The sequence below is a fragment of the Microbacterium sp. G2-16M genome, from assembly GCF_055809115.1.
The window spans coordinates 459,762-483,808 of the sequence record NZ_CM147897.1; the positions used below are offsets into that span (position 1 = coordinate 459,762).

At 71.3% G+C, this 24,047-nt stretch carries 24 protein-coding genes; 21 read left to right on the plus strand and 3 right to left on the minus strand.

Going from position 1 to position 24,047, the window contains the following annotated elements; all coding sequences use genetic code 11:
* Window positions 1-7: 7 nt before the first annotated feature.
* From AC0L6F_RS02250 to AC0L6F_RS02290, 9 genes are all read left to right on the plus strand, one after another.
* Window positions 8-559: a DUF1697 domain-containing protein gene (locus tag AC0L6F_RS02250; RefSeq protein WP_259611974.1), complete on the plus strand. Its 552-nt coding sequence runs from the start codon at window positions 8-10 to the stop codon at window positions 557-559.
* Window positions 560-579: 20 nt separating this feature from the next.
* The gene (locus tag AC0L6F_RS02255; RefSeq protein WP_259611975.1) at window positions 580-1,338 is read left to right on the plus strand and encodes a YebC/PmpR family DNA-binding transcriptional regulator; all 759 of its coding nucleotides are present in this window, start codon (window positions 580-582) and stop codon (window positions 1,336-1,338) included.
* Window positions 1,339-1,404: 66 nt separating this feature from the next.
* Complete coding sequence (gene ruvC / locus AC0L6F_RS02260; protein WP_473539024.1) at window positions 1,405-1,974, plus strand: crossover junction endodeoxyribonuclease RuvC; 570 nt, start codon at window positions 1,405-1,407, stop codon at window positions 1,972-1,974.
* A gap of 49 nt (window positions 1,975-2,023) precedes the next feature.
* Window positions 2,024-2,641, plus strand: coding sequence for a Holliday junction branch migration protein RuvA (ruvA, locus tag AC0L6F_RS02265; RefSeq protein ID WP_473539025.1), 618 nt, complete (start codon window positions 2,024-2,026; stop codon window positions 2,639-2,641).
* Window positions 2,547-3,659 carry a Holliday junction branch migration DNA helicase RuvB gene (gene ruvB, locus AC0L6F_RS02270; RefSeq protein WP_473539026.1) on the plus strand — a complete coding sequence of 371 codons (1,113 nt, stop codon included), beginning with the start codon at window positions 2,547-2,549 and terminating at the stop codon, window positions 3,657-3,659. The genes ruvA and ruvB overlap by 95 nt, the downstream gene beginning before the upstream one ends.
* A gap of 78 nt (window positions 3,660-3,737) precedes the next feature.
* Window positions 3,738-4,163 carry a preprotein translocase subunit YajC gene (locus tag AC0L6F_RS02275; protein WP_259611976.1) on the plus strand — a complete coding sequence of 142 codons (426 nt, stop codon included), beginning with the start codon at window positions 3,738-3,740 and terminating at the stop codon, window positions 4,161-4,163.
* Window positions 4,164-4,196: 33 nt separating this feature from the next.
* Window positions 4,197-5,951: a protein translocase subunit SecD gene (gene secD / locus AC0L6F_RS02280; protein WP_274638300.1), complete on the plus strand. Its 1,755-nt coding sequence runs from the start codon at window positions 4,197-4,199 to the stop codon at window positions 5,949-5,951.
* Entirely contained in the window at window positions 5,951-6,940 is a 990-nt protein-coding gene (gene secF, locus AC0L6F_RS02285; RefSeq protein WP_259611977.1) for a protein translocase subunit SecF, read from the plus strand. Before secD ends, secF begins: the two co-directional genes overlap by 1 nt.
* A gap of 70 nt (window positions 6,941-7,010) precedes the next feature.
* Complete coding sequence (locus tag AC0L6F_RS02290; RefSeq protein ID WP_473539027.1) at window positions 7,011-9,266, plus strand: RelA/SpoT family protein; 2,256 nt, start codon at window positions 7,011-7,013, stop codon at window positions 9,264-9,266.
* Here AC0L6F_RS02290 and AC0L6F_RS02295 read toward each other — a convergent pair.
* The 3 genes from AC0L6F_RS02295 to AC0L6F_RS02305 form a co-directional block, all read right to left on the minus strand.
* Window positions 9,245-9,805 (minus strand): hypothetical protein, encoded by a 561-nt coding sequence (locus tag AC0L6F_RS02295; RefSeq protein WP_473539028.1) that lies wholly within the window; start codon window positions 9,803-9,805, stop codon window positions 9,245-9,247. The two genes, AC0L6F_RS02290 and AC0L6F_RS02295, sit on opposite strands and share 22 nt — an antisense overlap.
* A 67-nt stretch (window positions 9,806-9,872) precedes the next feature.
* Complete coding sequence (locus tag AC0L6F_RS02300) at window positions 9,873-11,138, minus strand: DUF349 domain-containing protein (protein WP_473539029.1); 1,266 nt, start codon at window positions 11,136-11,138, stop codon at window positions 9,873-9,875.
* Window positions 11,139-11,331: 193 nt separating this feature from the next.
* Window positions 11,332-11,622 (minus strand): dioxygenase, encoded by a 291-nt coding sequence (locus AC0L6F_RS02305; protein ID WP_473539030.1) that lies wholly within the window; start codon window positions 11,620-11,622, stop codon window positions 11,332-11,334.
* Between the two features lie 162 nt (window positions 11,623-11,784).
* Between AC0L6F_RS02305 and AC0L6F_RS02310 the strand changes: the two genes are divergently transcribed.
* From AC0L6F_RS02310 to AC0L6F_RS02365, 12 genes are all read left to right on the plus strand, one after another.
* Window positions 11,785-13,062, plus strand: coding sequence for a replication-associated recombination protein A (locus tag AC0L6F_RS02310; protein WP_473539931.1), 1,278 nt, complete (start codon window positions 11,785-11,787; stop codon window positions 13,060-13,062).
* Entirely contained in the window at window positions 13,062-13,565 is a 504-nt protein-coding gene (locus tag AC0L6F_RS02315; RefSeq protein ID WP_473539031.1) for a DUF2087 domain-containing protein, read from the plus strand. Before AC0L6F_RS02310 ends, AC0L6F_RS02315 begins: the two co-directional genes overlap by 1 nt.
* A 284-nt stretch (window positions 13,566-13,849) precedes the next feature.
* Window positions 13,850-14,479, plus strand: a complete 630-nt coding sequence (gene rpsD / locus AC0L6F_RS02320; RefSeq protein WP_274638295.1) for a 30S ribosomal protein S4 — start codon at window positions 13,850-13,852, stop codon at window positions 14,477-14,479.
* Between the two features lie 117 nt (window positions 14,480-14,596).
* Complete coding sequence (locus AC0L6F_RS02325) at window positions 14,597-14,899, plus strand: ATPase (protein WP_259611981.1); 303 nt, start codon at window positions 14,597-14,599, stop codon at window positions 14,897-14,899.
* 72 nt (window positions 14,900-14,971) lie between these two features.
* A complete protein-coding gene (gene alaS / locus AC0L6F_RS02330) occupies window positions 14,972-17,632 on the plus strand; it encodes an alanine--tRNA ligase (protein ID WP_473539032.1) in 2,661 nt (886 codons plus the stop codon).
* A complete protein-coding gene (ruvX, locus tag AC0L6F_RS02335; protein WP_473539033.1) occupies window positions 17,629-18,102 on the plus strand; it encodes a Holliday junction resolvase RuvX in 474 nt (157 codons plus the stop codon). The genes alaS and ruvX overlap by 4 nt, the downstream gene beginning before the upstream one ends.
* A gap of 1 nt (window position 18,103) precedes the next feature.
* The gene (gene mltG, locus AC0L6F_RS02340; RefSeq protein ID WP_473539034.1) at window positions 18,104-19,564 is read left to right on the plus strand and encodes an endolytic transglycosylase MltG; all 1,461 of its coding nucleotides are present in this window, start codon (window positions 18,104-18,106) and stop codon (window positions 19,562-19,564) included.
* Window positions 19,534-20,394 carry a shikimate dehydrogenase gene (locus AC0L6F_RS02345; RefSeq protein ID WP_473539035.1) on the plus strand — a complete coding sequence of 287 codons (861 nt, stop codon included), beginning with the start codon at window positions 19,534-19,536 and terminating at the stop codon, window positions 20,392-20,394. Before mltG ends, AC0L6F_RS02345 begins: the two co-directional genes overlap by 31 nt.
* A gap of 30 nt (window positions 20,395-20,424) precedes the next feature.
* Window positions 20,425-21,642 (plus strand): chorismate synthase, encoded by a 1,218-nt coding sequence (gene aroC, locus AC0L6F_RS02350; RefSeq protein ID WP_473539036.1) that lies wholly within the window; start codon window positions 20,425-20,427, stop codon window positions 21,640-21,642.
* Complete coding sequence (locus tag AC0L6F_RS02355) at window positions 21,639-22,187, plus strand: shikimate kinase (protein WP_473539037.1); 549 nt, start codon at window positions 21,639-21,641, stop codon at window positions 22,185-22,187. The genes aroC and AC0L6F_RS02355 overlap by 4 nt, the downstream gene beginning before the upstream one ends.
* A complete protein-coding gene (aroB, locus tag AC0L6F_RS02360; protein WP_473539038.1) occupies window positions 22,184-23,266 on the plus strand; it encodes a 3-dehydroquinate synthase in 1,083 nt (360 codons plus the stop codon). The genes AC0L6F_RS02355 and aroB overlap by 4 nt, the downstream gene beginning before the upstream one ends.
* 280 nt (window positions 23,267-23,546) lie before the next feature.
* Complete coding sequence (locus AC0L6F_RS02365; RefSeq protein ID WP_473539039.1) at window positions 23,547-24,044, plus strand: helix-turn-helix domain-containing protein; 498 nt, start codon at window positions 23,547-23,549, stop codon at window positions 24,042-24,044.
* Window positions 24,045-24,047 lie beyond the last annotated feature (3 nt).

Sequence of the window (24,047 nt, forward strand, 5' to 3'; positions counted from 1 at the left end):
GGCGCCTATGGCGAGCGTGGAACCGGATGTCACCCGCTGGGCGGCGCTGCTGCGCGGCGTGAACGTGGGCGGGATCACGATCCGGAACGCCGAGCTCTCCGAGCTGTTCGCGGGCCTGGGTGCGCGCGCCGTGCGCACCGTGCTCGCCAGCGGCAACGTCTGCTTCGAGGCGGATGCCGCGGCCGACCGGGCGCACCTGAAGGTGCGCATCGAGCAGGCGCTGCGCGACCGCTTCGGCTACGACGCGTGGATCGTCCTGGTCACCGCCGAGGAGCTGCGGGCCACCGTCGACGCCTTCCCGTTCGACGACGCGGATGCCGCGCGCCAGCCGTACGTCGTGTTCTGCCCGGACGACGCCGTGCGTGCCGAACTGCTTCAGGCCGCGGCATCCGCGGACGGCGACGCCGACCCGGTGCGTGCCGGCGAGGGCGTCGTCTATTGGAGCCCGCGGGTGGGCACCACGCTGACGGCGCCGTTCGGTCGGATCCTCGGCCGTGCGCGGTACCGGTCATGGACCACGACCCGCAATCTGCGGACCCTGCAGAAGATGATCCGCTGAGATTCCGTACACTGGAAGGCATGTCCGGCCACTCCAAGTGGGCGACGACCAAGCACAAGAAAGCCGTCATCGACGCGCGACGTGCCAAGTCCTTCGCCAAACTCATCAAGAACATCGAAGTCGCGGCCAAGATCGGGGGCGCCGACCTCGCCGGAAACCCGACGCTGTACGACGCCGTCCAGAAGGCGAAGAAGACGTCGGTGCCCAACGACAACATCGACCGCGCCATCAAGCGCGGCGCGGGCGTCGGCGGCGAATCGGTCGACTACCAGACGATCATGTACGAGGGCTACGCGCCCAGCGGTGTGGCGCTGCTGATCGAGTGCCTCACCGACAACCGGAACCGTGCGGCGGCCGAGGTGCGCACGGCGCTGACCCGCAACGGCGGGACGCTGGCCGATCCCGGCAGCGTGTCGTACAACTTCACGCGCAAGGGCGTCATCGTCGTCTCCGGCGAGGGCACCACCGAGGACGACGTGATGATGGCGGCGCTGGAGGCGGGCGCCGAAGAGGTCGAAGCGCACCCGTCCGGGTTCGAGGTCCTCACCGAGGCCTCCGACCTGGTCACGGTGCGCGCATCGCTGCAGGAGGCGGGGCTGGACTACGAGTCCGCCGACGTCGAGTTCGTGCCGTCGCTGAAGGTCGAGGTCGACGCCGACACGGCCCGCAAGGTCTTCCGGCTGATCGATGCGCTCGAGGACAGCGACGACGTGCAGAACGTGTACAGCAACTTCGATCTGTCGGCGGCGGTGCAGGCCGAGCTCGAGCAGGACGACTGAGCCGACCGGCGGCGAAGGCGCGCGTCGGTGCCCGGCGCACGCCCTGGTCGCTCCTAGGCTGGGCAGATGGGCGGCCGACGACTTCGGGTGCTGGGCATCGACCCCGGCCTGACCCGGTGCGGTGTCGGCGTCGTCGACGTCGCGCCGGATCGCTCGGCGCGACTCGTGCACGTGGGCGTGGTGCGCTCGGCGGCCGATGCCCGGATCGAGAAGCGGCTGCAGCTGATCGCCGCCGGCATCCGCGCGGTGCTGGAGGAGTACGACCCGGATGTGGTCGCGGTGGAGCGGGTGTTCGCCCAGAACAACCGCAACACGGTGATGGGCACCGCGCAGGCCAGCGGCATCGCGCTGCTGCTGGCGGCCGAGCACGGCATCCCGGCCGACACGCACACCCCGACCGAGGTGAAGGCCGCCATCACCGGGTACGGCGGAGCCGACAAGCGGCAGGTGCAGACGATGGTGGCCCGCATCCTGCGCCTGGACGCGCTGCCCACCCCCGCGGACGCCGCCGACGCGCTCGCGCTCGCCCTGTGCCACGCCTGGCGCGGCGGCACGCCGGAGCCGTCCGCGACCGGGGGCGCGCTCACCCCCGCGCAGCGGGCCTGGGCCGACGCGGAACGGCTCGCCCGACGGTGACGCGCGTGTCGGTCGAACAAACGTCCGAACCCTCACGTAGGCTGGTGTCATGATCTCATCGCTGCACGGCACGGTCCTGCACGCCGGGACCGACCTCGTCGAGGTGAGCGTCGGCGGTGTCGGGTTCACGGTCGCCGTGACGCCCGACGTGGCCCGCACGGCGCGCGTGGGGGACCAGCTCCTGCTGCACACGGCCCTGATCGTCCGCGAGGACGCGCTGTCGCTGTACGGATTCGCCGGTCGCGCGGAATGCGCGCTGTTCGGGGTGCTGCTCGGGGTGACCGGCGTCGGGCCGAAGTCCGCGCTGGGCGTCCTGGCGGCGATGTCGGTCGACCAGATCGCCCAGGCGGTCGCGGACGACGACGACGCGCCCTTCCGCCGCGTCTCCGGCATCGGCCCGAAGACCGCCAAGCTGATCGTCGTCCAGCTCACCGGCAAGCTCGCCCCGCCGGCCCCGTCGGGCACGCCCGCCGCCGGGTCCCGGGCGACGGCGGACCAGGTGGTGGCGGCGCTGCTGGGGCTGGGCTGGTCCGAGCGCGTGGCCATCGAGGCGGTCGAGTCGGTGATGGCGGATGCCGCGGCCGGCGACCGCTCGACGGTTCCGGCGCTGCTCCGGCTCGCCCTGGCGCACCTCGGACCGGCACGGGCGGAGGGCGCTCGTGGCTGAGCTGGACCCCGAGGCGATCGACGAGACCGAGCTGGCGATCGAGGGCGCGCTGCGCCCCGAGTCGCTGGCCGAATTCGTCGGGCAGCAGAAGGTCCGCGGGCAGCTGCAGCTGCTGCTGGACGCCGCGCGCATCCAGCAGCGTCCCGCCGACCACATCCTGCTGGCCGGCCCGCCCGGCCTGGGCAAGACGACCCTGGCGATGATCGTGGCCCACGAGAGCGGCCGCGCCCTGCGCATGTCCAGCGGCCCGGCCATCCAGCACGCCGGCGACCTGGCCGCGCTGCTGTCAAGCCTCACCCCGGGCGAGGTCCTGTTCATCGACGAGGTGCACCGGATGGCGCGCTCGGCCGAAGAGATGCTGTATCTGGCGATGGAGGACTTCCGGATCGACATCATGGTCGGCAAGGGCGCCGGTGCCACCAGCATCCCGCTCGATCTCTCGCCGTTCACCCTCGTCGGCGCGACCACCCGGTCCGGGCTGCTGCCGAACCCCCTGCGCGACCGGTTCGGGTTCACCGCCCACCTGGAGTACTACGAGCCCGAAGAACTCGAGCAGGTGATCGGCCGCTCCGCGCGGATGCTGGACATCCCGCTGCCGCAGGAGGCGCGCTCCGAGATCGCCCGGCGGTCGCGGGGGACGCCCCGGATCGCCAACCGGCTGCTGCGGCGCGTGCGCGACTACGTCGTCGTGCACGGACCTCGCACAGGCTCGGTGGACCTCGCCACCGTGGACGCGGCGCTCGAGCTGTACGACGTCGACGCGATCGGCCTGGACCGCCTGGACCGCGCCGTCCTGGACGTGCTCATCCGGCGCTTCCGCGGGGGACCGGTGGGGCTGAACACACTCGCCGTCACGGTCGGCGAAGAGGCCGAGACGATCGAATCGGTGGTCGAGCCCTACCTCGTCCGGATCGGCTTCATGGGGCGCACACCCCGCGGCCGGGTCGCGACGCCGGAGGCATACCGGCACCTGGGGATCCCGCATCCGGACGGGGCGCTCACCCTTGATGACCTATAATCGCTGAAGGCTTTCCCCCCGATCCCCTTCAGGCAGCGCCGCCGCGGCGCGCCTCATCCGAAAGGTGCCACCTGCTTCATGGCTAATTTCTTCTCGCAGTACGGCCTGATCATCCTGCTGGTGGTCCTCCTGGTCTTCATGTTCTGGAGCTCGCGCCGCCGCATGGCCAAGCAGAAGGCCGAACAGGAATCGAAGGCGCGGCAGACCGTGCCGGGCGCCGAGGTGCTGCTGCAGGGCGGCCTGTACGGCACCATCGTCTCGTACGACCCGGAGAACCTCGATCAGCCCGCGGTGGTCGAGATCGCTCCCGGCGTGGACATCAAGGTGCACAGCCAGTCGATCCTGCGCGTCGTCAGCCCGACCGACGAGATCGTCCCGGAGTACGAGGACACCGTCCCCGACAACGCGGCGGACGCCGGCGCCCCGCGCATCGAATCCGCCGACGAGACGGCCGCCCGGCTGAAGTCCCAGGATGACGACAAGAAGGACTCGCCCGAGGCCTGATCTTCGGCCGCTCTGCAAGAAAGCTGACCCTCTGTGGCCTCCTCATCTCCCGTTCGGCATGCCTGGCGTGCGCTGCTGGGACTCGTCATCGTCATCGGCGTGCTCGCCGGCATCAACGCCCTCGGCGTCTACGTCTTCAAGCAGGCGTCGTGGGTGCCCGAGCTCGCGCTGGACCTGCAGGGCGGCACGCAGATGATTCTGCAGGCCAAGACGCCCGACGGCACCGCGCCGACCGCCGATCAGATGAAGCAGGCCTCGACGATCATCCGCCAGCGGGTGGATGCCTCGGGTGTCGGCGAGTCCGACATCACCACGCAGGCCGGCAACCAGATCGTCGTCCAGATCCCCGGCCCGGCCGACGATGAGACCCGGGCGCGCATCGAGGCCTCGGCGCAGATGCAGCTGCGCGCCGTGCTCTACACCGGTGCACCGTCGACGTCGTTCGTCGGCGAGGACGGCAAGCAGACCCCGTACCCCACGCCCGCGCCCACGCTGCAGGCCACCCCCACCGCGTCGCCGAGCAACGGCAGCGACCCCAGCTGGATCACGCCGAAGCTGCAGGCCCAGTTCCTCGCCTACGACTGCAACGACAAGAGCAACGACCCGGCCGACGCCCCGAAGGACGAGCCGCTGATCACGTGCGACACCGACGGGACGGCGAAGTACATCCTCGGTCCGGTCGAGCTGGACGGCTCGTCGATCACGACCGCCTCTTACGGCATGAGCTCGCAGAGCGGCCAGTGGGAGGTGCAGCTGAAGTTCGACGCGACCGGCACCAAGACGTTCGCCGAGGTCAGCCAGCGGCTGTACGCGCTGAAGGCGGAGAACCAGGCGCCGCGCGATCAGTTCGCGTTCGTCCTGGACGGCAAGGTGATCTCGGCGCCGCAGATGAACGCCGTGATCACCGACGGCAGTCCATCGATCTCCGGATCGTTCACCGAGCAGACGGCGAAGGTGCTGGCCGATCAGCTCAAGTACGGCGCGCTGCCGCTGAGCTTCACGGTCGTCAGCTCCGACACCATCTCGGCGACCCTCGGCTCGCAGCAGCTGCAGATCGGCCTGATCGCCGGACTCATCGGTCTCGCGCTCGTCGCGGTGTACTCCCTGATCAGCTACCGGGCGCTGGGCTTCGTGATCATCGCCTCGCTGGCCGTGATGGCGGTGATCACCTGGTTCATGCTGTGCATCCTCGCGTGGCGGATGGGATTCCGCCTGTCGCTGGCAGGTGTGGCCGGTCTGATCGTGACCATCGGATTCACCGCCGACTCGTTCATCGTGTATTTCGAGCGAATACGCGACGAGCTGCGCGACGGCAAATCGATCACGGGCGCCGTCGAGGACGGCTGGGGGCGCGCCAAGCGGACGATCTACATCGCCAAGGCCGTCAACATCCTGGCCGCGGTCGTGCTGTACATCCTGGCCGATGCCACGGTGAAGGGCTTCGCGTTCACGCTCGGCCTGACCACGGCCATCGACATCCTGATCTTCATCCTGTTCACGCACCCGGTGATGCAGCTGGTGGCCCGCACCCGCTTCTTCGGCGAGGGACACCGGCTGTCGGGGATGGACCCCGCCGCACTGGGCGCGGTGTACCGCGGGCGGGCGCAGTTCCTCGCCCCCGCGGTCGAGACCAAGGGCTCGGCGGCCCGGCGCACCGGTCGCTCCCGCGGCGAAGCCGAGCGGCGCCAGACCATCGCCGAGCGCAAGGCCGCCGCCGAGGCGGCAGCCAGATCCGGCAGCACCTCCGGGAGCAGTACCGACTCGTCGAAGAAGGGGGCTGATCGCTGATGGGCGCCATGAGCCGGTTCGGCAACAACCTCTATTCGGGCAAGGTCTCCTTCCCGTTCGTCGCACGCCGTCGCGTGTGGTTCATCATCGCCGCGCTGCTGGTGCTCGGCGCCGTCCTGGTGCCGCTGTTCCGTCCGGTGCAGTTCTCGATCGAGTTCACCGGCGGGTCGCAGTTCACCGTCAGCGGTGTATCCCAGCCGGATCAGGAGACCGCCACCGCCGCGGTCACCTCGGTCGTCCCGGACGCCACCACCAAGGTGACCACCGTCGGTTCCGACGGTGTGCGGGTCCAGACCGACCAGATGAGCCCGGCCCAGACGCAGCAGGTGCGCGACGCCCTCGCAGCGGCATACCAGGTGGACGTCAACGAGGTCACGACCTCGTTCATCGGCCCCAGCTGGGGCGCCGACGTCACCCGGCAGTCCCTGTGGGGCCTGGCGATCTTCCTCGCCCTCACGTTCCTGATCCTGGCGCTGTACTTCCGCACGTGGAAGATGTCGGCGGCCGCGATCATCGGCCTGGTCGACGTGCTGGTCATCACGATCGGCATCTACGCCCTCGCCGGGTTCGAGATCTCGCCGGCGGCGGTGATCGGCTTCCTCACGATCCTGGCGTACGCGCTGTATGACACCACGGTGGTCTTCGACAAGATCCGGGAGAATACGCACGAGGACGGCGAACACGCGAATCGCACGTTCTCGGAATCGGTCAACCTCGCGGTGAACCAGACGCTGGTGCGATCGATCAACACCACGGTGGTGGCGATCCTGCCTGTCGGGGCGATCCTGTTCATCGGCGCGTTCTGGCTGGGCGCGCAGACGCTCAGCGACATCTCGCTGTCGATCTTCGTGGGGATCATCGTGGCCGCGTACTCCACGCTGTTCGTGGCCTCGCCGCTGTACTCGCTGTTCCGCGAGAACGAGCCCGCGCTGAAGGCGCACGATGCCAAGGTGCGCAAGGCGCGCGCCCAGGCGGCCGTCGCCGCCTGAGCCGGTCGTCCGGCGTCCGCTCCGGGGGCCTCGGCGTAGGATTGTCGCAGCGATGCGGAGGGGGTGACACGTGGCCGAAGCCGTCCCCGCGGGGCAGAGTTCGTCATTGCGCCGCCTCGTGCCGCGGATCTTCTCCCGCAGCCAGCGGCGCGACGACGTGGAACAGCTGATTCGCACCGTCCGCACCCACCACCCCAAGGGTGATCTGTCGATCATCGAGCGCGCGTACTCGACGGCGGAGTCCGCGCACACCGGGCAGAAGCGGCAGAGCGGCGAGCCGTACATCACCCACCCGCTGGCGGTGGCCCAGATCCTCGCCGACCTCGGACTGGGGCCGCGCGCGGTCGCGGCCGCTCTGCTGCACGACACGGTCGAGGACACCGACTACGGTCTGGACCGGCTGACGATGGAGTTCGGCGACGAGGTCGCCATGCTCGTGGACGGGGTCACCAAGCTCGACAAGGTGAAGTACGGCGAGAGCGCCCAGTCCGAGACCGTCCGCAAGATGATCGTGGCCATGTCCCGCGACATCCGGGTGCTGCTGATCAAACTCGCCGACCGTCTGCACAACGCCCGCACCTGGGGCTTCGTGCCGCCGGAGAAGGCGAAGAAGAAGGCGACCGAGACCCTCGAGATCTACGCGCCGCTCGCGCATCGACTCGGCATCCAGGCGATCAAGGCCGAGCTGGAGGACTTGTCCTTCGCGGTGCTGCAGCCCAAGCTCTACGCCGAGATCGACAGCCTGGTCAAGCAGCGCACCCCCCAGCGCGAGCAGTACGTGCAGAGCGTCATCCATGACGTGGAGACCGATCTGCGCGAGCTGAAGATCCGCGGCCAGCTGGCCGGACGGCCCAAGCAGCTGTACTCGGTGTACCAGAAGATGGTCATCCGCGGTCGCGAGTTCGACGACATCTACGACCTCATCGGCATCCGCGTGCTCGTGAACACGGTACGCGACTGCTACGCCGTGCTGGGCGCGATCCACGCACGCTGGACCCCGCTGCCGGGCCGCTTCAAGGACTACATCGCCACCCCGAAGTTCAACCTGTACCAGTCGCTGCACACCACGGTGATCGGACCCGGCGGACGGACGGTGGAGATCCAGATCCGCACGCACGAGATGCACCAGCAGGCTGAGTACGGCGTCGCCGCGCACTGGAAGTACAAGGAGCGGGTCAACAGCGGCAAATCCGACGGGCGTGCCGTGGACGCCGACATGGCGTGGCTCGCGCACATCTCGGACTGGCAGGCCGAGACGGCCGACCCCGGAGAGTTCCTCGAGTCGCTGCGGTTCGAGATCGGCGCCAAGGAGGTGTACGTGTTCACGCCGAAGGGGCGGGTGATCGGCCTTCCCGCCGGCGCCACCCCGGTCGACTTCGCGTATGCCGTGCACACCGAGGTCGGCCACCGCACCATGGGCGCGAAGGTCAACGGCCGCCTGGTGCCTCTGGAGTCAGAGCTGCACTCCGGCGACGTCGTCGAGGTGTTCACCTCGAAGAACCCGGACGCCGGACCCAGCCAGGACTGGCTCAGCTTCGTGAAGAGCACCCGGGCCCGCAGCAAGATCCGCGGCTGGTTCACCAAGGAGCGCCGCGAAGAGGCGATCGAGCAGGGCAAGGAGGCCATCGCCCGGGCGATGCGCAAGCAGAACATGCCGCTGCAGCGTCTGATGAGCCAGGACTCGTTCGCCGAGGTCGCCCAGCAGCTGCGCTACGAGGATGTCTCGGCGCTGTACGCCGCCGTGGGCGAAGGGCATGTGTCCACGCAGTCCGTGCTCGAGAAGGTCACCGCGCTGGTGACCGTGAACGAGACCGTGACCGGTCCGATCGACCTGCCCCCGCACGGCGGCAAGCCGCGGTCGCAGCGGGGCGGCAGCGATTCCGGGATCCTCGTGCGCGGCGCGCCGGACATCCTGGTCAAGCTCGCCAAGTGCTGCACGCCGGTGCCCGGCGACAAGATCGTGGGCTTCGTCACACGGGGCAGCGGGGTCTCGGTGCACCGGGCCGACTGCACGAACGTGAAGGCGCTGATGGCCTCTCCGGAGCGTCTGATCGACGTCGAGTGGGCGCCGACCACCAAGAGCGTGTTCCTGGTGCAGATCCAGGTCGAGGCGCTGGATCGCTCCGGGCTGCTCAGCGACGTCACCCGCGTGCTCAGCGAGCATCACGTGAACATCCTGTCGGCGACGGTCTCCACCAGCGATGTGCGGCTGGCGATCAGCCGGTTCGTGTTCGAGATGGGTGACACCGTGCACCTGGATCGCGTGCTGAACGCCGTGCGCCGGATCGACGCGGTCTACGACGTCTACCGGGTGACCTCCGGCTGACCGGTACCGGTCAGCCGGCGCAGCAGCGCATGGGCGCGCCGCGTGTGCGGCACCGGTCCCGCCGCCGCGAGCCACCCCAGCGCCGCATCCGGGTCGGCGATCCCCGCCCGCACCATCGCCCGCGCCGCGCGCACCGCGTCGGCGTCCGGGTCGCGGGCGAGATCGGCCAGGGTCCGGGTCGGGGTGGTCACCCACGCCCCGCCGGTGCGCATGAGGTCGTCCGCCGGCAGCCGCCGATCGTGGTAGCGGAGCCGATGGTCGATCACGTGATGCAGACGCTGCGGCACGGCGCGCTGCACGCGATGCCGGCCGGGCGGCATCGCCAGCGCCCCGTGGACCCACGCGGCGCTCAGATGCACGGCGGCCAGCGTGTCACCCAGCAGGGGCAGCAGCGAGCCGGCCCGCAGCGCCACCGTCTCCACGGCATCGGCGGGCATGTATCCGTCGCCGAGCTCGACCAGGTGCCCGTCCAGGCACGCCGCGCTCAGCTCGGCCTGCGACAGCCGCTCACCGACGAAGTAGAGGTACGGCGAACCCATACCGGCAGTGTGCCGCGTCGGCGCGGCCGCGCGCACCGCCGGCCCGTGATCTGTGGAGAACTCGCTCTCAGCCGCCGACCGCGCGCAGCCACGCCCTGCGGGCCTCGAGGGCCTCCGCCGCCGCGGCGATCGCGCGGGCGTCGCCGGCGGCCTCGGCATCGGCAAGCTCCTGCTCGAGCTTGGCGATGGCGTCGGTGAGCTGACGGGTCATGTCGTTGGCGCGGGCCTTCGTCTCCGGGTTGTTCCGCTTCCAGTCCGCGTCCTCGCGCGTACGCACGCTCTGCTCGATCTTGCGCAGCTCGTCATCCAGCGCACGCTCGCGGTCGCGCGGGAAGACGCGGCCGATCTCGTCCCAGCGACGCTGGATGCCGGTGAGTGCGGTGCGGGCCTTGGTCAGGTCGCGCTCGTCCACGATCGGCGCGGCCTCTTCGAGCAGCGCGCGCTTGGCGTCGATCTTCTCCTTGGATGCCTCGACCTCGGCGCTCTCCCGCTCGGCGCGCGCGCCGTACAGCGCGTCGCCGGCGGCCTTGAACCGCGCCCAGAGCGCGTCGTCGGCCTTCTTGCCGGCCCGGCCGGCGGCCTTCCACGAGTCGAGCAGGTCGCGGTAGGCGCCGATCCCGTCCTCGCCCTTCGGAGCGAGCGCCTCGGCGCGTTCGATCAGCGTCGTCTTGTAGGCACGGGCCGACTTGTGCACTTCGTCCAGCTCGGAGTAGAACTCGCGACGCTGCTTGTCGATCGTCGCGCGTGCGGCCCGGAACCGCTTCCACAGGCGCTGGCCGGCCGACTTCGGCAGGCGTGGGCCGTCCTTCTGCTGGGCCTGCCACTGCTCGAACAGGTCGCTCAGCTCGGCGGTCGTCTGCTTCCACTGCACTGTCTGCGGGTCCCGTGCGGCCAGCTGCTCCACTCGCTCGACCAGGGCCGTGCGCTCGGCGATCGCGGCGTCCACCGCCTCGCGGGCGGCCGCGTTCTCCACGGCGGCGGCCTGCTCCAGATCGAGCAGCAGCGCGTCCAGCCGGCGCCGGAGCGCCTCCAGGTCGCCCACGGCCGCGGCATCCACGGTCTTGGCGCGGACCGCGGTCGCGGTGGCGCGCAGATCGGCGGCGGATGCGCCGCCCCCGCGGTGGCGTGCCTCCAGCAGGACGACCTCGCCGGCCAGATCCGCGAACTTCCGCTCGAAATAGGCCAGGGCCTCGGCCGGGGTGCCGTCCGGGTATTCGCCCACGACGCGCCACTGATCGCCCTCGCGGACGGACACCACTCCGGCCTCGTCGACCCGGCCCCACGGCTCGTCCGCGCTGCCGGCGGCAGGGGCGGCGGCGGGCGCCGTCGGCACGGGCGGCGCGCCCACCGGCGGTGCCGGAACGGCACGGGTGGCGGGGGGTCGAGGCCCGGGAACGGGCGGGCGGACAGGAGTGTTCTCTGCGTCGGCAGTCACGGGTTGCACCTCATCACGGCTGGCGCCGTCTGCGGGGGGATGGACGGCTTCCAAGACTAGTACGAGCCGGCCCGGTCGGTTCGCTGGTGCGTCAGTCCGACGGCGTCGGGCTGGGCGAGGGCGGGACGCTCGCCGAGGGAGCGGGACTGACGGTCGCCGTCGGCGTCGGGGTGGCCGCGGGGGCGGGCATGCCGGGTCCGGCGAGGTAGTACGCGGACTGCACGCCGATGATCGCCAGCAGCAGCACGGTGCCGGCCACGGCCCCGATGACGTTGTCGCGCACGCGTCGGCGTTCCTGCTGGGCGTTCAGCTCCTGTCGGGCCCGATACGCCCGCGCCCGCTCGCGCTGGGTGCGCGCGTCCCTCTTGTTCGCCGACGCCACGCCGCCTCCTTCGCCCACCGGTCCGGGCCGTGCCCGGGCAGGCTCGATCCTATGGGCGCGGGCGCCCCGCAGACAAAGACGGGGGTCGTCCCCGGCGGATAGCCTGGGTGGGTGACCACCGTTCCAGGCCTGTTCACCGGGCAGACGCCGCTCGCGGTGCGGATGCGGCCGACCTCGCTGGACGAGGTCGCCGGGCAGCGCCATCTGCTGCGCCCCGGCTCGCCCCTGGTCACGCTGGCCGATCCAGATGCCGCGGCCACGGCATCCGCGTCCGTGATCCTGTGGGGGCCGCCCGGCACCGGCAAGACGACACTGGCCCAGGCGATCGCGCGCTCGTCGGGCCGGCGGTTCGTCGAGCTGTCGGCCGTGACCGCCGGGGTGAAGGACGTCCGCACGGTGATGCAGGAGGCGCTGAACCAGCGCGATCTGTACGGGCAGTCCACGATCCTGTTCCTGGACGAGATCCACCGGTTCACCAAGGCGCAGCAGGACGCCCTGCTGCCGGGGGTGGAGAACGGCTGGGTGGTGCTGATCGCGGCCACCACCGAGAACCCGTCGTTCTCGGTGATCTCACCGCTGCTGTCCCGGTCGCTGCTGCTGACGCTGCAGCCGCTGAGCGACGCGGATCTCGGGATGCTCGTGGACCGGGCGGTCTCAGACCCGCGCGGCCTGGGGGATGCGGTCTCGCTCGATCCCGACGCCCGCGCCGCGCTCATCCGGCTCTCGTCCGGCGACGCACGGCGTGCGCTCACGGCGCTGGAGGCCGCGGCATCCCTGGCCACCCCCGCCGAGGGCGAGGCCCCGGCCGTGGTCACCGCCGACGCCGTCGCCCAGGCCGTCGACAAGGCCCTGCTGCGGTACGACCGGCAGGGCGACGAGCACTACGACGTGATCAGCGCGTTCATCAAGTCGATCCGCGGGTCGGACGTGGACGCCGCGATGCACTACCTCGCCCGGATGATCGAGGCGGGGGAGGACCCCCGGTTCATCGCCCGCCGACTGGTGATCTCCGCATCCGAGGACATCGGCCTGGCCGATCCGCAGGCGCTGCAGATCGCCGTGGCCGCCGCCGACGCGGTGGCCTTCATCGGGATGCCCGAGGGCCGCATCCCGCTCGCCGAGGCCACCGCGTACCTGGCCACGACGGCCAAATCCAACGCCGCCTACCTGGCGATCGACGCCGCCATCGCGGATGTGCGCGCCGGCGGGTTCGGGCGCGTGCCGGTGCACCTGCGCGATGCGCACTACCCCGGCGCCAAGCGCCTCGGCCACGGCAAGGGGTACGTCTACCCGCACGACAGCGAGGTCGGCGTCGCCGCGCAGCAGTACCTGCCCGACGAACTGCGCGGCCGCCGCTATTACGAGCCGAAGGCGCTGGGCGCCGAGCGTGATGTGCAGGCGCGGCTGGAGAAGATCCGCCGCATCCTCGGCGGGCCGTGATGAGCTGGCGTCCGATCCTGGCGGCACTGGCGAATCCGCACGCCCGGCGCGTGTTCGCCGAGCTCGAGCTCGGTGTGGCGCCGAACAGTGCGGGCGCCGCGCTCAGTCCCTCACGGCGTCGGCACACCATGGTGATGCTGCGGAAGGCGGGGATGATCGACGAAGACGGGCGGATCGACGATGACGCGTTCCGCCGCGCGCTTCGCACCCAGGCACGCCCTCCGCGCCCGGCCGGACTTGATCGCTTCTTCCGGCCCGATGGGACGATCGATCGCTACCCGGCACAGGCGGCGGAGCGTAGCGCGCTGCTGGCGCGCGTCGCCGTCGCCGTGCTCGCCCCGGACGAGGTGGTGGATGAACGGGATCTCACCGAGCGGCTGAGGCGATTCACGGCGGATCCGGTCGCGCTCCGACGGTATCTCGTGGACGCGGTACTGGTCGAGCGCACTCCCTCCGGGTCCGAATACGCTCTGGTCGCGCAGCCCGACACAGGCAGCGAGTAGCGGCATCCGTCCCCATGGGTGGGCACCGGATCGCTCGCGCTGTCGAAATCCACATCCGCGTACGCGAATTTCGGGCGCGGACGCAGAAAACGATAGCGCGAACGCGGCAGTGACCGGCCGACGCCGTCTGCTAAGCTAGAGCGGCTCGAAACCGAGTTTTCGGGCATCCCCCTCCTCCTGGAACATCGCCTCGTGCGCCCCGGCGTGCACACCTGGCGGGCGGAGTCGGGCGATACGTCCGCGAGCCGTGAACGACACGGCCGCGTCATCGGAAGGAACACTTCGTGGCTACGAAGTCCCAGGACCGCCGCAAGGTCCGCCTGTCCCGCGCCCTCGGCGTCGCCCTGACCCCGAAGGCCGCGCGCTACCTCGAGAAGCGCCCCTACGGCCCCGGCGAGCACGGTCGCACCAAGCGCAAGCAGGACAGCGACTACGCCGTCCGTCTGCGCGAGAAGCAGCGTCTGCGCGAGCAGTACGGCATCCGCGAGGCGCAGCTGCGCATCCAGTTCGAAGAGGCCCGCCGCAAGGACGGCCTGACCGGTGAGAACCTGGTCGAGCAGCTCGAGCAGCGCCTGGACGCGCTCGTCGTGCGCGCCGGCTTCGCCCGCACCATGGCACAGGCCCGCCAGTTCGTCGTGCACCGTCACATCATGGTCGACGGCCAGCTCGTGGACCGCCCCTCGTTCCGGGTCAAGCCCGGCCAGCTGATCCACGTCAAGCAGCGCAGCGAGGGCACCGAGCCGTTCCAGGTCGCCGCCGCCGGTGGCAACGCCGAGGTGCTGCCCCCGGTCCCGCCGTACCTCGAGGTCGACCTCGACAAGCTGCAGGCCCGCCTCGTGCGTCGCCCGAAGCGCGCCGAGGTGCCCGTGGTGTGCGAAGTGCAGCTCGTGGTCGAGTACTACGCGGCCCGCTGATCCGGCCTCACCTGGCCGCGCAGCGGCCGGGCACGGAGGGCGTCGGGACATCCCGGCGCCCTCCTGGCTTTTCCCCCTACGATGGGGATGCCGCCGCCGCGGCATGGAAGGGAAGACATGAAGAAGCTCCTGTGGTTCCTGTTCGGCATCGCCGGCGGATTCGTGCTGGCGCACTACGTGAACAAGGACCCGCGCGGCCATGAGGTGCTCGCCGAGGTCGACGCCCGCATCTCCGAGTTCACCGACCGGATCGGCGACGCCTACCGCGAGCAGGAATCCCGGCTGACCGCAGCGGTCAGCGAGGCGAAGGATGCCGCCGCCGACATGGCGGCGGCGGTCAAAGACGCCGCGGTCGACGCGACCGCCGCGGTCAAGGACGCCGCCGAGGCCGCCGCCGAGGCGTCCCGCCCGGACGCCTGACCCCCGTCCCGCTCGCATGGCCCTGGGGACCGTTCCGGCCCCCGTTCCCCGCCGACCTCTGGGAAGACATCAATGAAGACCGCTGAGATCGCCCAGCGTTACCTCGACTACTTCGAGAAGAACGACCACGTCATCGTGCCGTCCGCGTCGCTGGTCAGCGACGACCCGTCGATCATGTTCACGATCGCCGGGATGGTGCCGTTCATCCCGTACCTGAGCGGTCTGGTCCCCGCGCCGTTCTCGCGCGTCGCCGACGTGCAGAAGTGCATCCGCACGCTCGACATCGAAGAGGTCGGGCACACCGCCCGGCACGGCACGTTCTTCCAGATGCTGGGCAACTGGTCGTTCGGCGACTACTTCAAGGAAGAGGCGATCGGCTACGCGTGGGAGCTGCTCACCTCGTCCGAGGCGGACGGCGGTCTGGGCTTCGCAGAGCGCGACCTGTGGGTGACCGTCTACGAGGACGACGACGACGCGGCCCGGCTGTGGCAGTCCGTGGCGGGGCTGCCCGCCTCGCGCATCCAGCGGCTGGGCAAAGAGGACAACTACTGGCACACCGGCCAGCCCGGCCCGGGCGGTCCCTGCTCGGAGATCTACTTCGACCGCGGCCCGGCGTACGGGCGGGACGGCGGCCCGGCGGTCGACGACGACCGGTTCACCGAGATCTGGAACCTGGTGTTCATGCAGGAGCGGATCACCAACGTCCGCTCCAAGACCGAGTTCGACGTGGTCGGCCCGCTGCCGCGCAAGAACATCGACACCGGCATGGGGCTGGAGCGAGTCGCCTTCATGAAGCAGGGCGTGCAGAACATGTACGAGATCGATCAGGTCCGGCCGGTGCTGGATCGCGCGGTCGAGTTGTCCGGTCGCCGGTACGGAGCCGACGACGGCGATGACATCCGGTTCCGCGTGATCGCCGACCACGTGCGCTCCTCGCTGATGCTCCTCTCGGACGGCGTCACGCCCTCCAACGAGGGCCGCGGATACATCCTCCGGCGCCTGATGCGCCGCACGGTGCGCGCCATGCGTCTGCTGGGCGTGGACGAGCCGACCTTCCCGGTGCTGTTCGCGGCATCCCGTGACGCGATGAAGTCCGCCTACCCGGTCGTGGAGACGGACTGGGAGCGGATGTCGCAGTACGCCGTCGCCGAGGAGGAGACGTTCCTGCGCACGCTCGCGGCCGGCTCGACGATCCTGGATCTGGCGATCGACGAGACGAAGAAGGCGCACGCCGAGGCCATCAGCGGCCCCGAGGCCTTCCTGCTGCACGACACCTACGGCTTCCCGATCGACCTGACCCTCGAGGTCGCCCAGGAAGCGGGCCTCACGGTGGACCGCGCCGCCTTCGACGCCCTGATGCAGGAGCAGAAGACGCGGGCGAAGGCCGACGCCCGCTCGCGCAAGCGGGCGCTGGCCGACCAGAGCGTGTACCGCGAGTTCCGCGCGCACGGCGAGACCGGCTTCACCGGCTACACCGAGCTGGAGACCGAGTCCCGCGTGCTCGGCATCCTCGTCGACGGCCTGCCGGTCGATCGGGCCACACAGGGCCAGCTCGCCGAGGTGATCCTCGCCGAGACCGCGCTGTACGCCGAATCGGGCGGGCAGGTGGCCGACAAGGGCATGATCGTGGGGCCCGGCTACGAGCTCGAGGTGCTCGACGTGCAGCGTCCCGTGCCCGGGCTGGTCAGCCACACCGTCGAGGTCACGCAGGGCGAGGTCGGAGTCGACCAGCCCGCGACGAGCGTGGTGGATGCCGAGAACCGTCGGGCGGCGGCGCAGGCGCACTCTGCCACCCACCTCGTGCACGCCGCGCTCCGCGACACGCTGGGTCGCACCGCGACGCAGGCCGGGTCGCTCAACCGGGCCGGCTACCTGCGGTTCGACTTCTCCTGGGGCTCGTCGCTGTCGACCGACACGAAGAGCGAGATCGAGGAGATCGCCAACAACGCCGTGCGCGAGAACCTGCAGGTGACCACCCGCGTGCTCCCGCTGGCCGAGGCCAAGGAACTGGGCGCGATGGCGCTGTTCGGCGAGAAGTACGGCAGCACGGTTCGCATGGTCGACATCGGCGGCCCGTGGTCGCGCGAGCTGTGCGCGGGGACCCACGTCGCCTCGTCCGCCGAGGTGGGCCTGATCAGTCTCGTCGGCGAGTCCTCGGTCGGAGCCTCCAATCGCCGTGTCGAGGCGCTGGTGGGTCGGGACGCGTTCCGCGAGCTGGCGGCCGAGCGCGCCCTCGTCGCGCAGCTGACCTCGTCGCTGAAGACGCCGCGTGACCAGCTGCCCGCTCGGATCGCCGACCTCAGCGCACAGCTGAAGGCGGCAGAGAAGAAGATCGCCGCGTTCGAGGCGCGCGCCCTGGCCGACCGCGTCCCCGAGCTGGCCGCGCAGGCGTCGACCACGGGCCGGTTCCGGGTCGTGGGCGAGTCGGTGGGTGGGGTCGCGTCGGCCGACGACGTCCGGTCGCTGGCACTGCAGGTGCGGGACCGGCTCGGCGCCGACGCCGCCGTGGTCGCGCTGGCCGGCGTGGCCGGCGGCCGGCCGGTGGTCATCGTCGCGACGAACGAGGCCGCGCGCGCCGCCGGCGCCCGCGCCGGCGTCCTGGCCAAGTCCGCGGCATCCGTCCTCGGCGGAGGCGGTGGCGGCCGCGACGACGTGGCCCAGGGCGGCGGCACGGACGCCTCGGCCCTGCCGGCGGCGCTGGCGACGGTGCGCTCCGGCCTGGAGAGGGTGTGACCGACTTCCGACGCGGGGTGCGGCTGGCCGTCGACGTGGGCAGGGCCCGGGTCGGGGTGGCGCGGTGCGATCCGGACGGCATGCTGGCCGTTCCGGTGGAGACCGTGCCGCGCGAGCCGGATCCGCTCCCGCGGCTGCTCGCGCTGGCGACCGAGTTCGACGCCATCGAGTTCGTCGTCGGCCTGCCGCTGAACATGAACGGCCAGGACACCGCCTCGACCGCGGATGCGCGGGCCGTCGCGGCCCGGCTGGCCGCGGCATCCGCCGTGCCGGTCCGTCTCGTGGACGAGCGGCTCAGCACGGTCAGCGCACACGCCGTTCTGCGGGCATCGGGCAGAACACAGCGTTCATCTCGTAGCATTGTGGATCAAGTCGCCGCAGTCGTCTTCCTCCAACAGGCTCTCGACATCGAGAAGCGCACGGGACGACCGGCCGGTGATCGTGTCCCCCCCACGCAGGAGCCCGCCTGAAATGTCCGACGCCCGATCCGACGGCGATCCGTTCGCCGAGATGTACGGCCGGCTGCCCGACCCGCGCTCCGGGCGCGCGTCGGCGCCCGGCACGGGCGGGACGCCGCTGTCACGGCGCGAGGCACGCGAAGCGGCCGCACGCGAAGCGGCAGCACGCGAAGCGGCAGCACGCGAAGCGACGGCGCGGCAGGACGCCCCGGCCGCCGACGAGGGCCGGGAGAACCCGGATGTCGCGCCCGGGCCCGTCCGTCGGGGCAATCCCGATCCGGGAGTGCACGCGGGCGGGACGACGGCGGACCGGCCCGAGCTGGCCGACCTGTTCGCGGGCTCGGCGAGCACCGAGGCGCTCGGGACGGTCCCGAAGAAGAAGTCGAAGCGACAGAAGCGCCGCGGTCGGTGGATCGGGCTCGCGGTCGTCCTCGTGGTGCTGGTCGGCATCGGCGGCGCCGGCTGGTACGTGTGGGACACGTATCAGGACAACATCCGCTCGATCATGGGATGGGAAGAGCCCAAGGACTACGAGGCGGGACAGGCCCACGGCGAGGCGCTGGTGACCATCGTCAGCGGTGACAACGGCAGCTCCATCTCGCGGACGCTCGCCTCGGCCGGGGTGACGAAGACCCCCGAGGCGTTCTACAGCATGCTCATCAGCACCGGGCAGAGCCCGACCTTCTACCCGGGCGTGTACAAGCTGCAGAAGAAGATGACCTCCGCCGCCGCGCTGAAGACCCTCGAGGATCCCGCTTCGAAGCTGGAGAACTCGGCGCTGATCCGCGAGGGCGTCACCGAGGAGACGATCCTGAAGAACCTGTCCGAGACGCTGAAGATCCCGCTGGAGGACTTCCGGGCCGCGACCAAGGATCCCTCGAAGTACGGGGTGAAGGCCGACAGTCTCGAGGGCTGGCTGTTCCCCGCCATGTACACGTTCGATCCGGGCGCCACCGCGACCGACGTGATCAAGACCATGGTGGCGCGCACCGTGCGATCGCTGGACGACGCCGGGGTCCCCGAGAGCGACCGGCAGCGGATCCTCACCATCGCCTCCATCATCCAGCGAGAGGCGCGCTCGTCCGACGACTTCTACAAGGTGTCGCGGGTGATCGAGAACCGCCTCAAGCCGAACAACCAGGAGACGTTCGGCAAGCTGCAGATGGATTCCACCGCGCAGTACGGCTACGGCGAGATGCACGACGGGACCGCCAGCTCGAGCCAGGCCGCGCTGGACGACGACAACCCGTGGAACACCTACGTGCACACCGGGCTGCCGGTCGGCCCCATCTCCAGCCCGGGCGACACCGCGATCGACGCGGCGATGCACCCCGCCGACGGTCCGTGGATGTACTTCGTCACGGTGAACCTCGACACCGGTGAGACCGTCTTCAGCGCGACCTACGCCGAGCAGCAGAAGGCGATCGGCCAGATGCAGACGTGGTGCCGGGCCCACCCGGACTCGGGATGCTGAGCGAGGCGGACCGGCTCGAGGTCTGGGGCGACCCGATCGCACACAGCCTGTCGCCGGCGCTGCACACGGCTGCCTACGCCGCGCTCGGACGGGACTGGTCGTACGGGCGACGCCGCGTGGACGCGGCATCCTTCGCCGGCGAGTTCACCGGACTCGACCGACGCTGGCGGGGCCTGTCGCTGACGATGCCGCTGAAGGCCGCGGCCTTCGCCGCGGCCCGCGCACGCGACCGCGCGGCGACCCTGTCCGGCGCGGTGAACACGCTGCTGCTCGCCCCCGACGGGCCCCGAGGGTTCAACACGGATGTCGGAGGCATCGTCGCCGAGCTGTCCGGGCAGGACCTTGCCGACATCGGCCGGGCGCGGATCGTCGGCGCCGGGGCCACCGCCACCTCGGCCCTGCTCGCGCTGGCCGAGCTCGGCGTGCGCGACGTGGATGTCGCCGCCCGCCGCCCGTCCGCGGCGGCGCCGCTGGAGGCACTGGGCGCGCACCTCGGCGTGCGGGTGCAGGTGCACGGGCTGGACGGGCCGGGCGCGCCGGTCCCGCTGACGTTCGCCACCCTTCCGGGCGGCGCGGCGCTGGACGAGGCCGCCGCGGACGCGCTGGCGAGCGGGGGCGGCGTCCTGTACGACGTGGTGTACGGGCACTGGCCGACCGCCCTCGCGCAGGCATGGGAGCGGCGCGGTCAGCGTGCCGTGCCGGGCCTGGGCATGCTCATCGGGCAGGCGCTGCTGCAGGTGCGGATCTTCGCCTCCGGCGAGCCGACCGAGCCGCTGCCGGACGAGGCCGCGGTGCTGACGGCCATGCGGACGGCCGTCATCGACGTCTGAGCGCGCCCGCCGGCATGGGAGACTGGGGGAATGCTCCGCGTGCTCACGGCCGGCGAATCGCACGGCCCCGAACTGGTCGCCCTGATGGAGGGACTGCCCGCCGGCGTCCCCGTCTCGCGGGCGGCCATCCAGGCCGACCTCGCGCGCCGCAAGCTCGGGTACGGGCGCGGCTCGCGGATGAAGTTCGAAGAGGATGAGCTGACCATCTCGACCGGGGTGCGCTTCGGTCTGAGCCTGGGCAGCCCGATCGCGCTGCGCATCGGCAACACCGAGTGGCCGAAGTGGACCGAGGTGATGAGCGCCGAGCCGGTGGAGCTGACCGACCGCTCACGCGGTCGCGGCGCCCCCCTGACCCGCCCGCGCCCCGGACACGCCGATCTGGTCGGCATGCAGAAGTACGGCTTCGACGAGGCCCGCCCGATCCTGGAGCGCGCGAGCGCGCGGGAGACGGCGGCGCGCGTCGCCCTGGGCGCGGTGGCCCGCGCGTTCCTGGGCGAGCTGGGGATCCGGCTGGTCAGCCACACCCTGTCGATCGGGACGGTGCAGGTGCCCGAGGCGGCGCCGCTGCCGGTGCCCGACGATGTGGACGCCCTGGATGCCGATCCGCTGCGCTGCCGGGATGCCGCCACCAGCGCACGCATGGTGGAGGAGGTGGACGCGGCCCGCAAGGACGGCGACACCCTGGGCGGCATCGTCGAGGTCCTCGCGTACGGGCTGCCGCCCGGGCTCGGATCGCACGTGCAGTGGGACCGCCGGCTGGACGGACGCCTCGCCCAGGCGCTGATGAGCATCCAGGCGATCAAGGGCGTGGAGATCGGCGACGGCTTCCAGACCACCCGGCGACGGGGCTCGGCCGCGCACGACGAGCTGTTCGCCGAGGCGTCCGGCATCACCCGGGCCACCGACCGCGCGGGCGGCACCGAGGGCGGCATGTCCACCGGCACGGTGCTGCGCGCCCGAGCCGGGATGAAGCCGATCGCGACCGTGCCGCACTCGCTGCGCACCGTGGACGTCGCCACCGGCGACACCGCGTCGGCCCACCATCAGCGTTCCGACGTGTGCGCCGTGCCGGCGGCGGGCGTGGTCGCCGAGGCGATGGTCGCGCTCGTGCTGGCCGAGGTCGTCCTGGAGAAGTTCGGCGGCGACAGCGTGGAGGAGACCCGACGCAACGTCGAGGCGTACCTCGCGGCCATTCCGGCCACGCTGCGCACGAGCGATGTGAGCGATCCCGACCTGCTGCGGCCATGACGGCGCGCAGCGCGGTCCTGATCGGCCCGATGGGGGCCGGCAAGACCAGCATCGGGCGCAAGGCGGCCAAGCAGCTGGGCGTGCGCTTCTTCGACACCGACATCGCCGTCGCCCGCGTGCACGGCCCGATCCCCGAGATCTTCGCGACCGGCGGCGAGCAGCGCTTCCGCGACCTGGAGCGGGTCGCGGTCCGCGAAGGACTGGCCGGCGGCGGGATCGTCGCCCTCGGCGGCGGGGCGATCCTGCATCCCGACACGCGCACCGACCTCGCGCAGCATCCCGTGGTGCTGCTGACCGTCGACCTGCGCACGGTCTCCGGCCGCATCCGCACGACATCGCGTCCGCTGCTGCAGGGCGACGACGCCCTCGGCCGCTGGGCGCAGGTCGCCGCCGAGCGGGCCGAGCTGTACGCGCGGCTGGCGGACGTGGCGATCGACACCTCCACCGGGCACATCCGCGACATCGTCGCGAACGTGGCCGGGTGGGTGCGCACACGATGGAGCCAAGACGATGCCGCATCGGCGGCGCAGGAGGGAACGGCATGACGGATCAGACGGTGGTCACCGTCGCGGGCGAGCGCCCGTACGACATCACGGTGGGCCGGGGGATCGTGCGGGAGAAGCTGCCGCAGGCGATCCCCGAGGCGGCGCGGAAGGTGCTCATCGTGCACCAGCCGTCGCTGGCGACCGCCGCTGGGCAGCTGCGCGAGACACTCGCCGAGGGCGGACGCGAGGTGCTGCTGGCCGAGATCCCGGATGCCGAGCCCGGCAAGCGCGTCGAGGTGGCGGCCTTCTGCTGGCAGGTCATGGGCCAGGCCGACTTCACCCGCACGGATGTCGTGATCGGGTTCGGCGGGGGAGCGGTGACCGATCTGGCCGGCTTCGTCGCGGCGACCTGGCTGCGCGGCGTCGAGGTGATCCAGCTGCCGACCACCGTCCTGGGCATGGTCGATGCCGCCATCGGCGGCAAGACCGGGATCAACACCGCCGAGGGAAAGAACCTCGTCGGCGCGTTCTGGCCGCCGCACGCGGTGATCTGCGATCTGGAGCTGCTGGACTCGCTGCCGTCGAACGAGCGGGTCGCCGGCTTCGCCGAGGTGGTCAAAGCCGGGTTCATCCGGCATCCCGAGATCCTGGAGATCATCGAGGCCGATCCGCAGGCGGCCGTGGATCCCACGACCGAGGCCTTCCGTCGGTGCATCGAACTGGCGATCCGGATGAAGGCCCAGGTGGTCGGCGAGGATCTGCGCGAGGCCGGGCTGCGGGAGGTCCTCAACTACGGCCACACCCTGGGCCACGCGATCGAATTCGCCGAGCGATACCAGTGGCGGCACGGAGCGGCCGTCAGCGTCGGGATGATGTACGCGGCGGAGCTCTCCCGCCTGGCCGGGCGCCTCTCGGATGCCTCGGTCGACCGGCACCGCAGCATCCTGTCCAGCCTCGGCCTGCCCACCACCTACCGGGCGGGCGCGTGGCAGCAGTTGCTGGCCACCATGCGCCGGGACAAGAAGGCGCGCGGCGCGATGCTGCGCTTCGTCGTGCTCGACGAGATCGGGCGACCGACCGTGATGCAGGCGCCGGACGAGTCTCTGCTGTTCGCCGCCTATCAGGAGATCGGGGCGTAGCGCCTCGCCGGCCGCGACGCGGGCGCGCTCTATCCCGGGCTGTGTTCCTGCCCCGTCCCAGCGCAATTTCGCCCTGGTCTGGTCGTTCGGCCAGGGTCTGGTCATTGCCCTCTCGCAGGCTCACCAGTTGATCCGCGGGACGGATCAACTGGTGAGTCTCGGGACAGGACATGACGGACCCGGCGAACGCGGGCCGCGTGGCGCCGGCGTGCGCGTGGCGCTGGGGAACGCCGAGCCGGGGTTGCCGAGCGATGTCGGCGGCGAGCGGCAGGATGTGCGCATGCCGCAGACGAACAGCCCCGAGACGACGTCGGGCGACGAGATCGACGTGTCCGGCTACGTGCGCCGTGCGCGGCGCCTCGCCGACCTGAGCCAGCGGGATCTCGCGCAGCTCGTCGCGGTCGGCCAGTCGACGATCGCCCGCGTGGAGAGCTGCGGCGAGATCGATGTTCGCACGCTTGCGCGCATCCTCGCCGTCGCGAACCTGCGCCTCGCCGTCGTCGACCGACAGGGCGGCGAGGTGCGGCCGATGCCGGCCGACGTGCTCCGCGATCGAGCGGGCCGGCGCCGGCCCGCGCACCTCGACGTGCACGCGCGACCCGACACTCCGACCGTCAAGATGCTGCTGCACAGCGCCGACCCGGTACCGCCCGGCGGTTCATGGCACCACCTCAGGAAGGAGCGGGATCGGATACGCGCGAAGTCCGGGCGCGGCCCGACCGACGAGCAGCTGAGCGCGGGTGTCGTCCGAGCGCGGCGGCTCCGAAAGCGACGCTAGGGT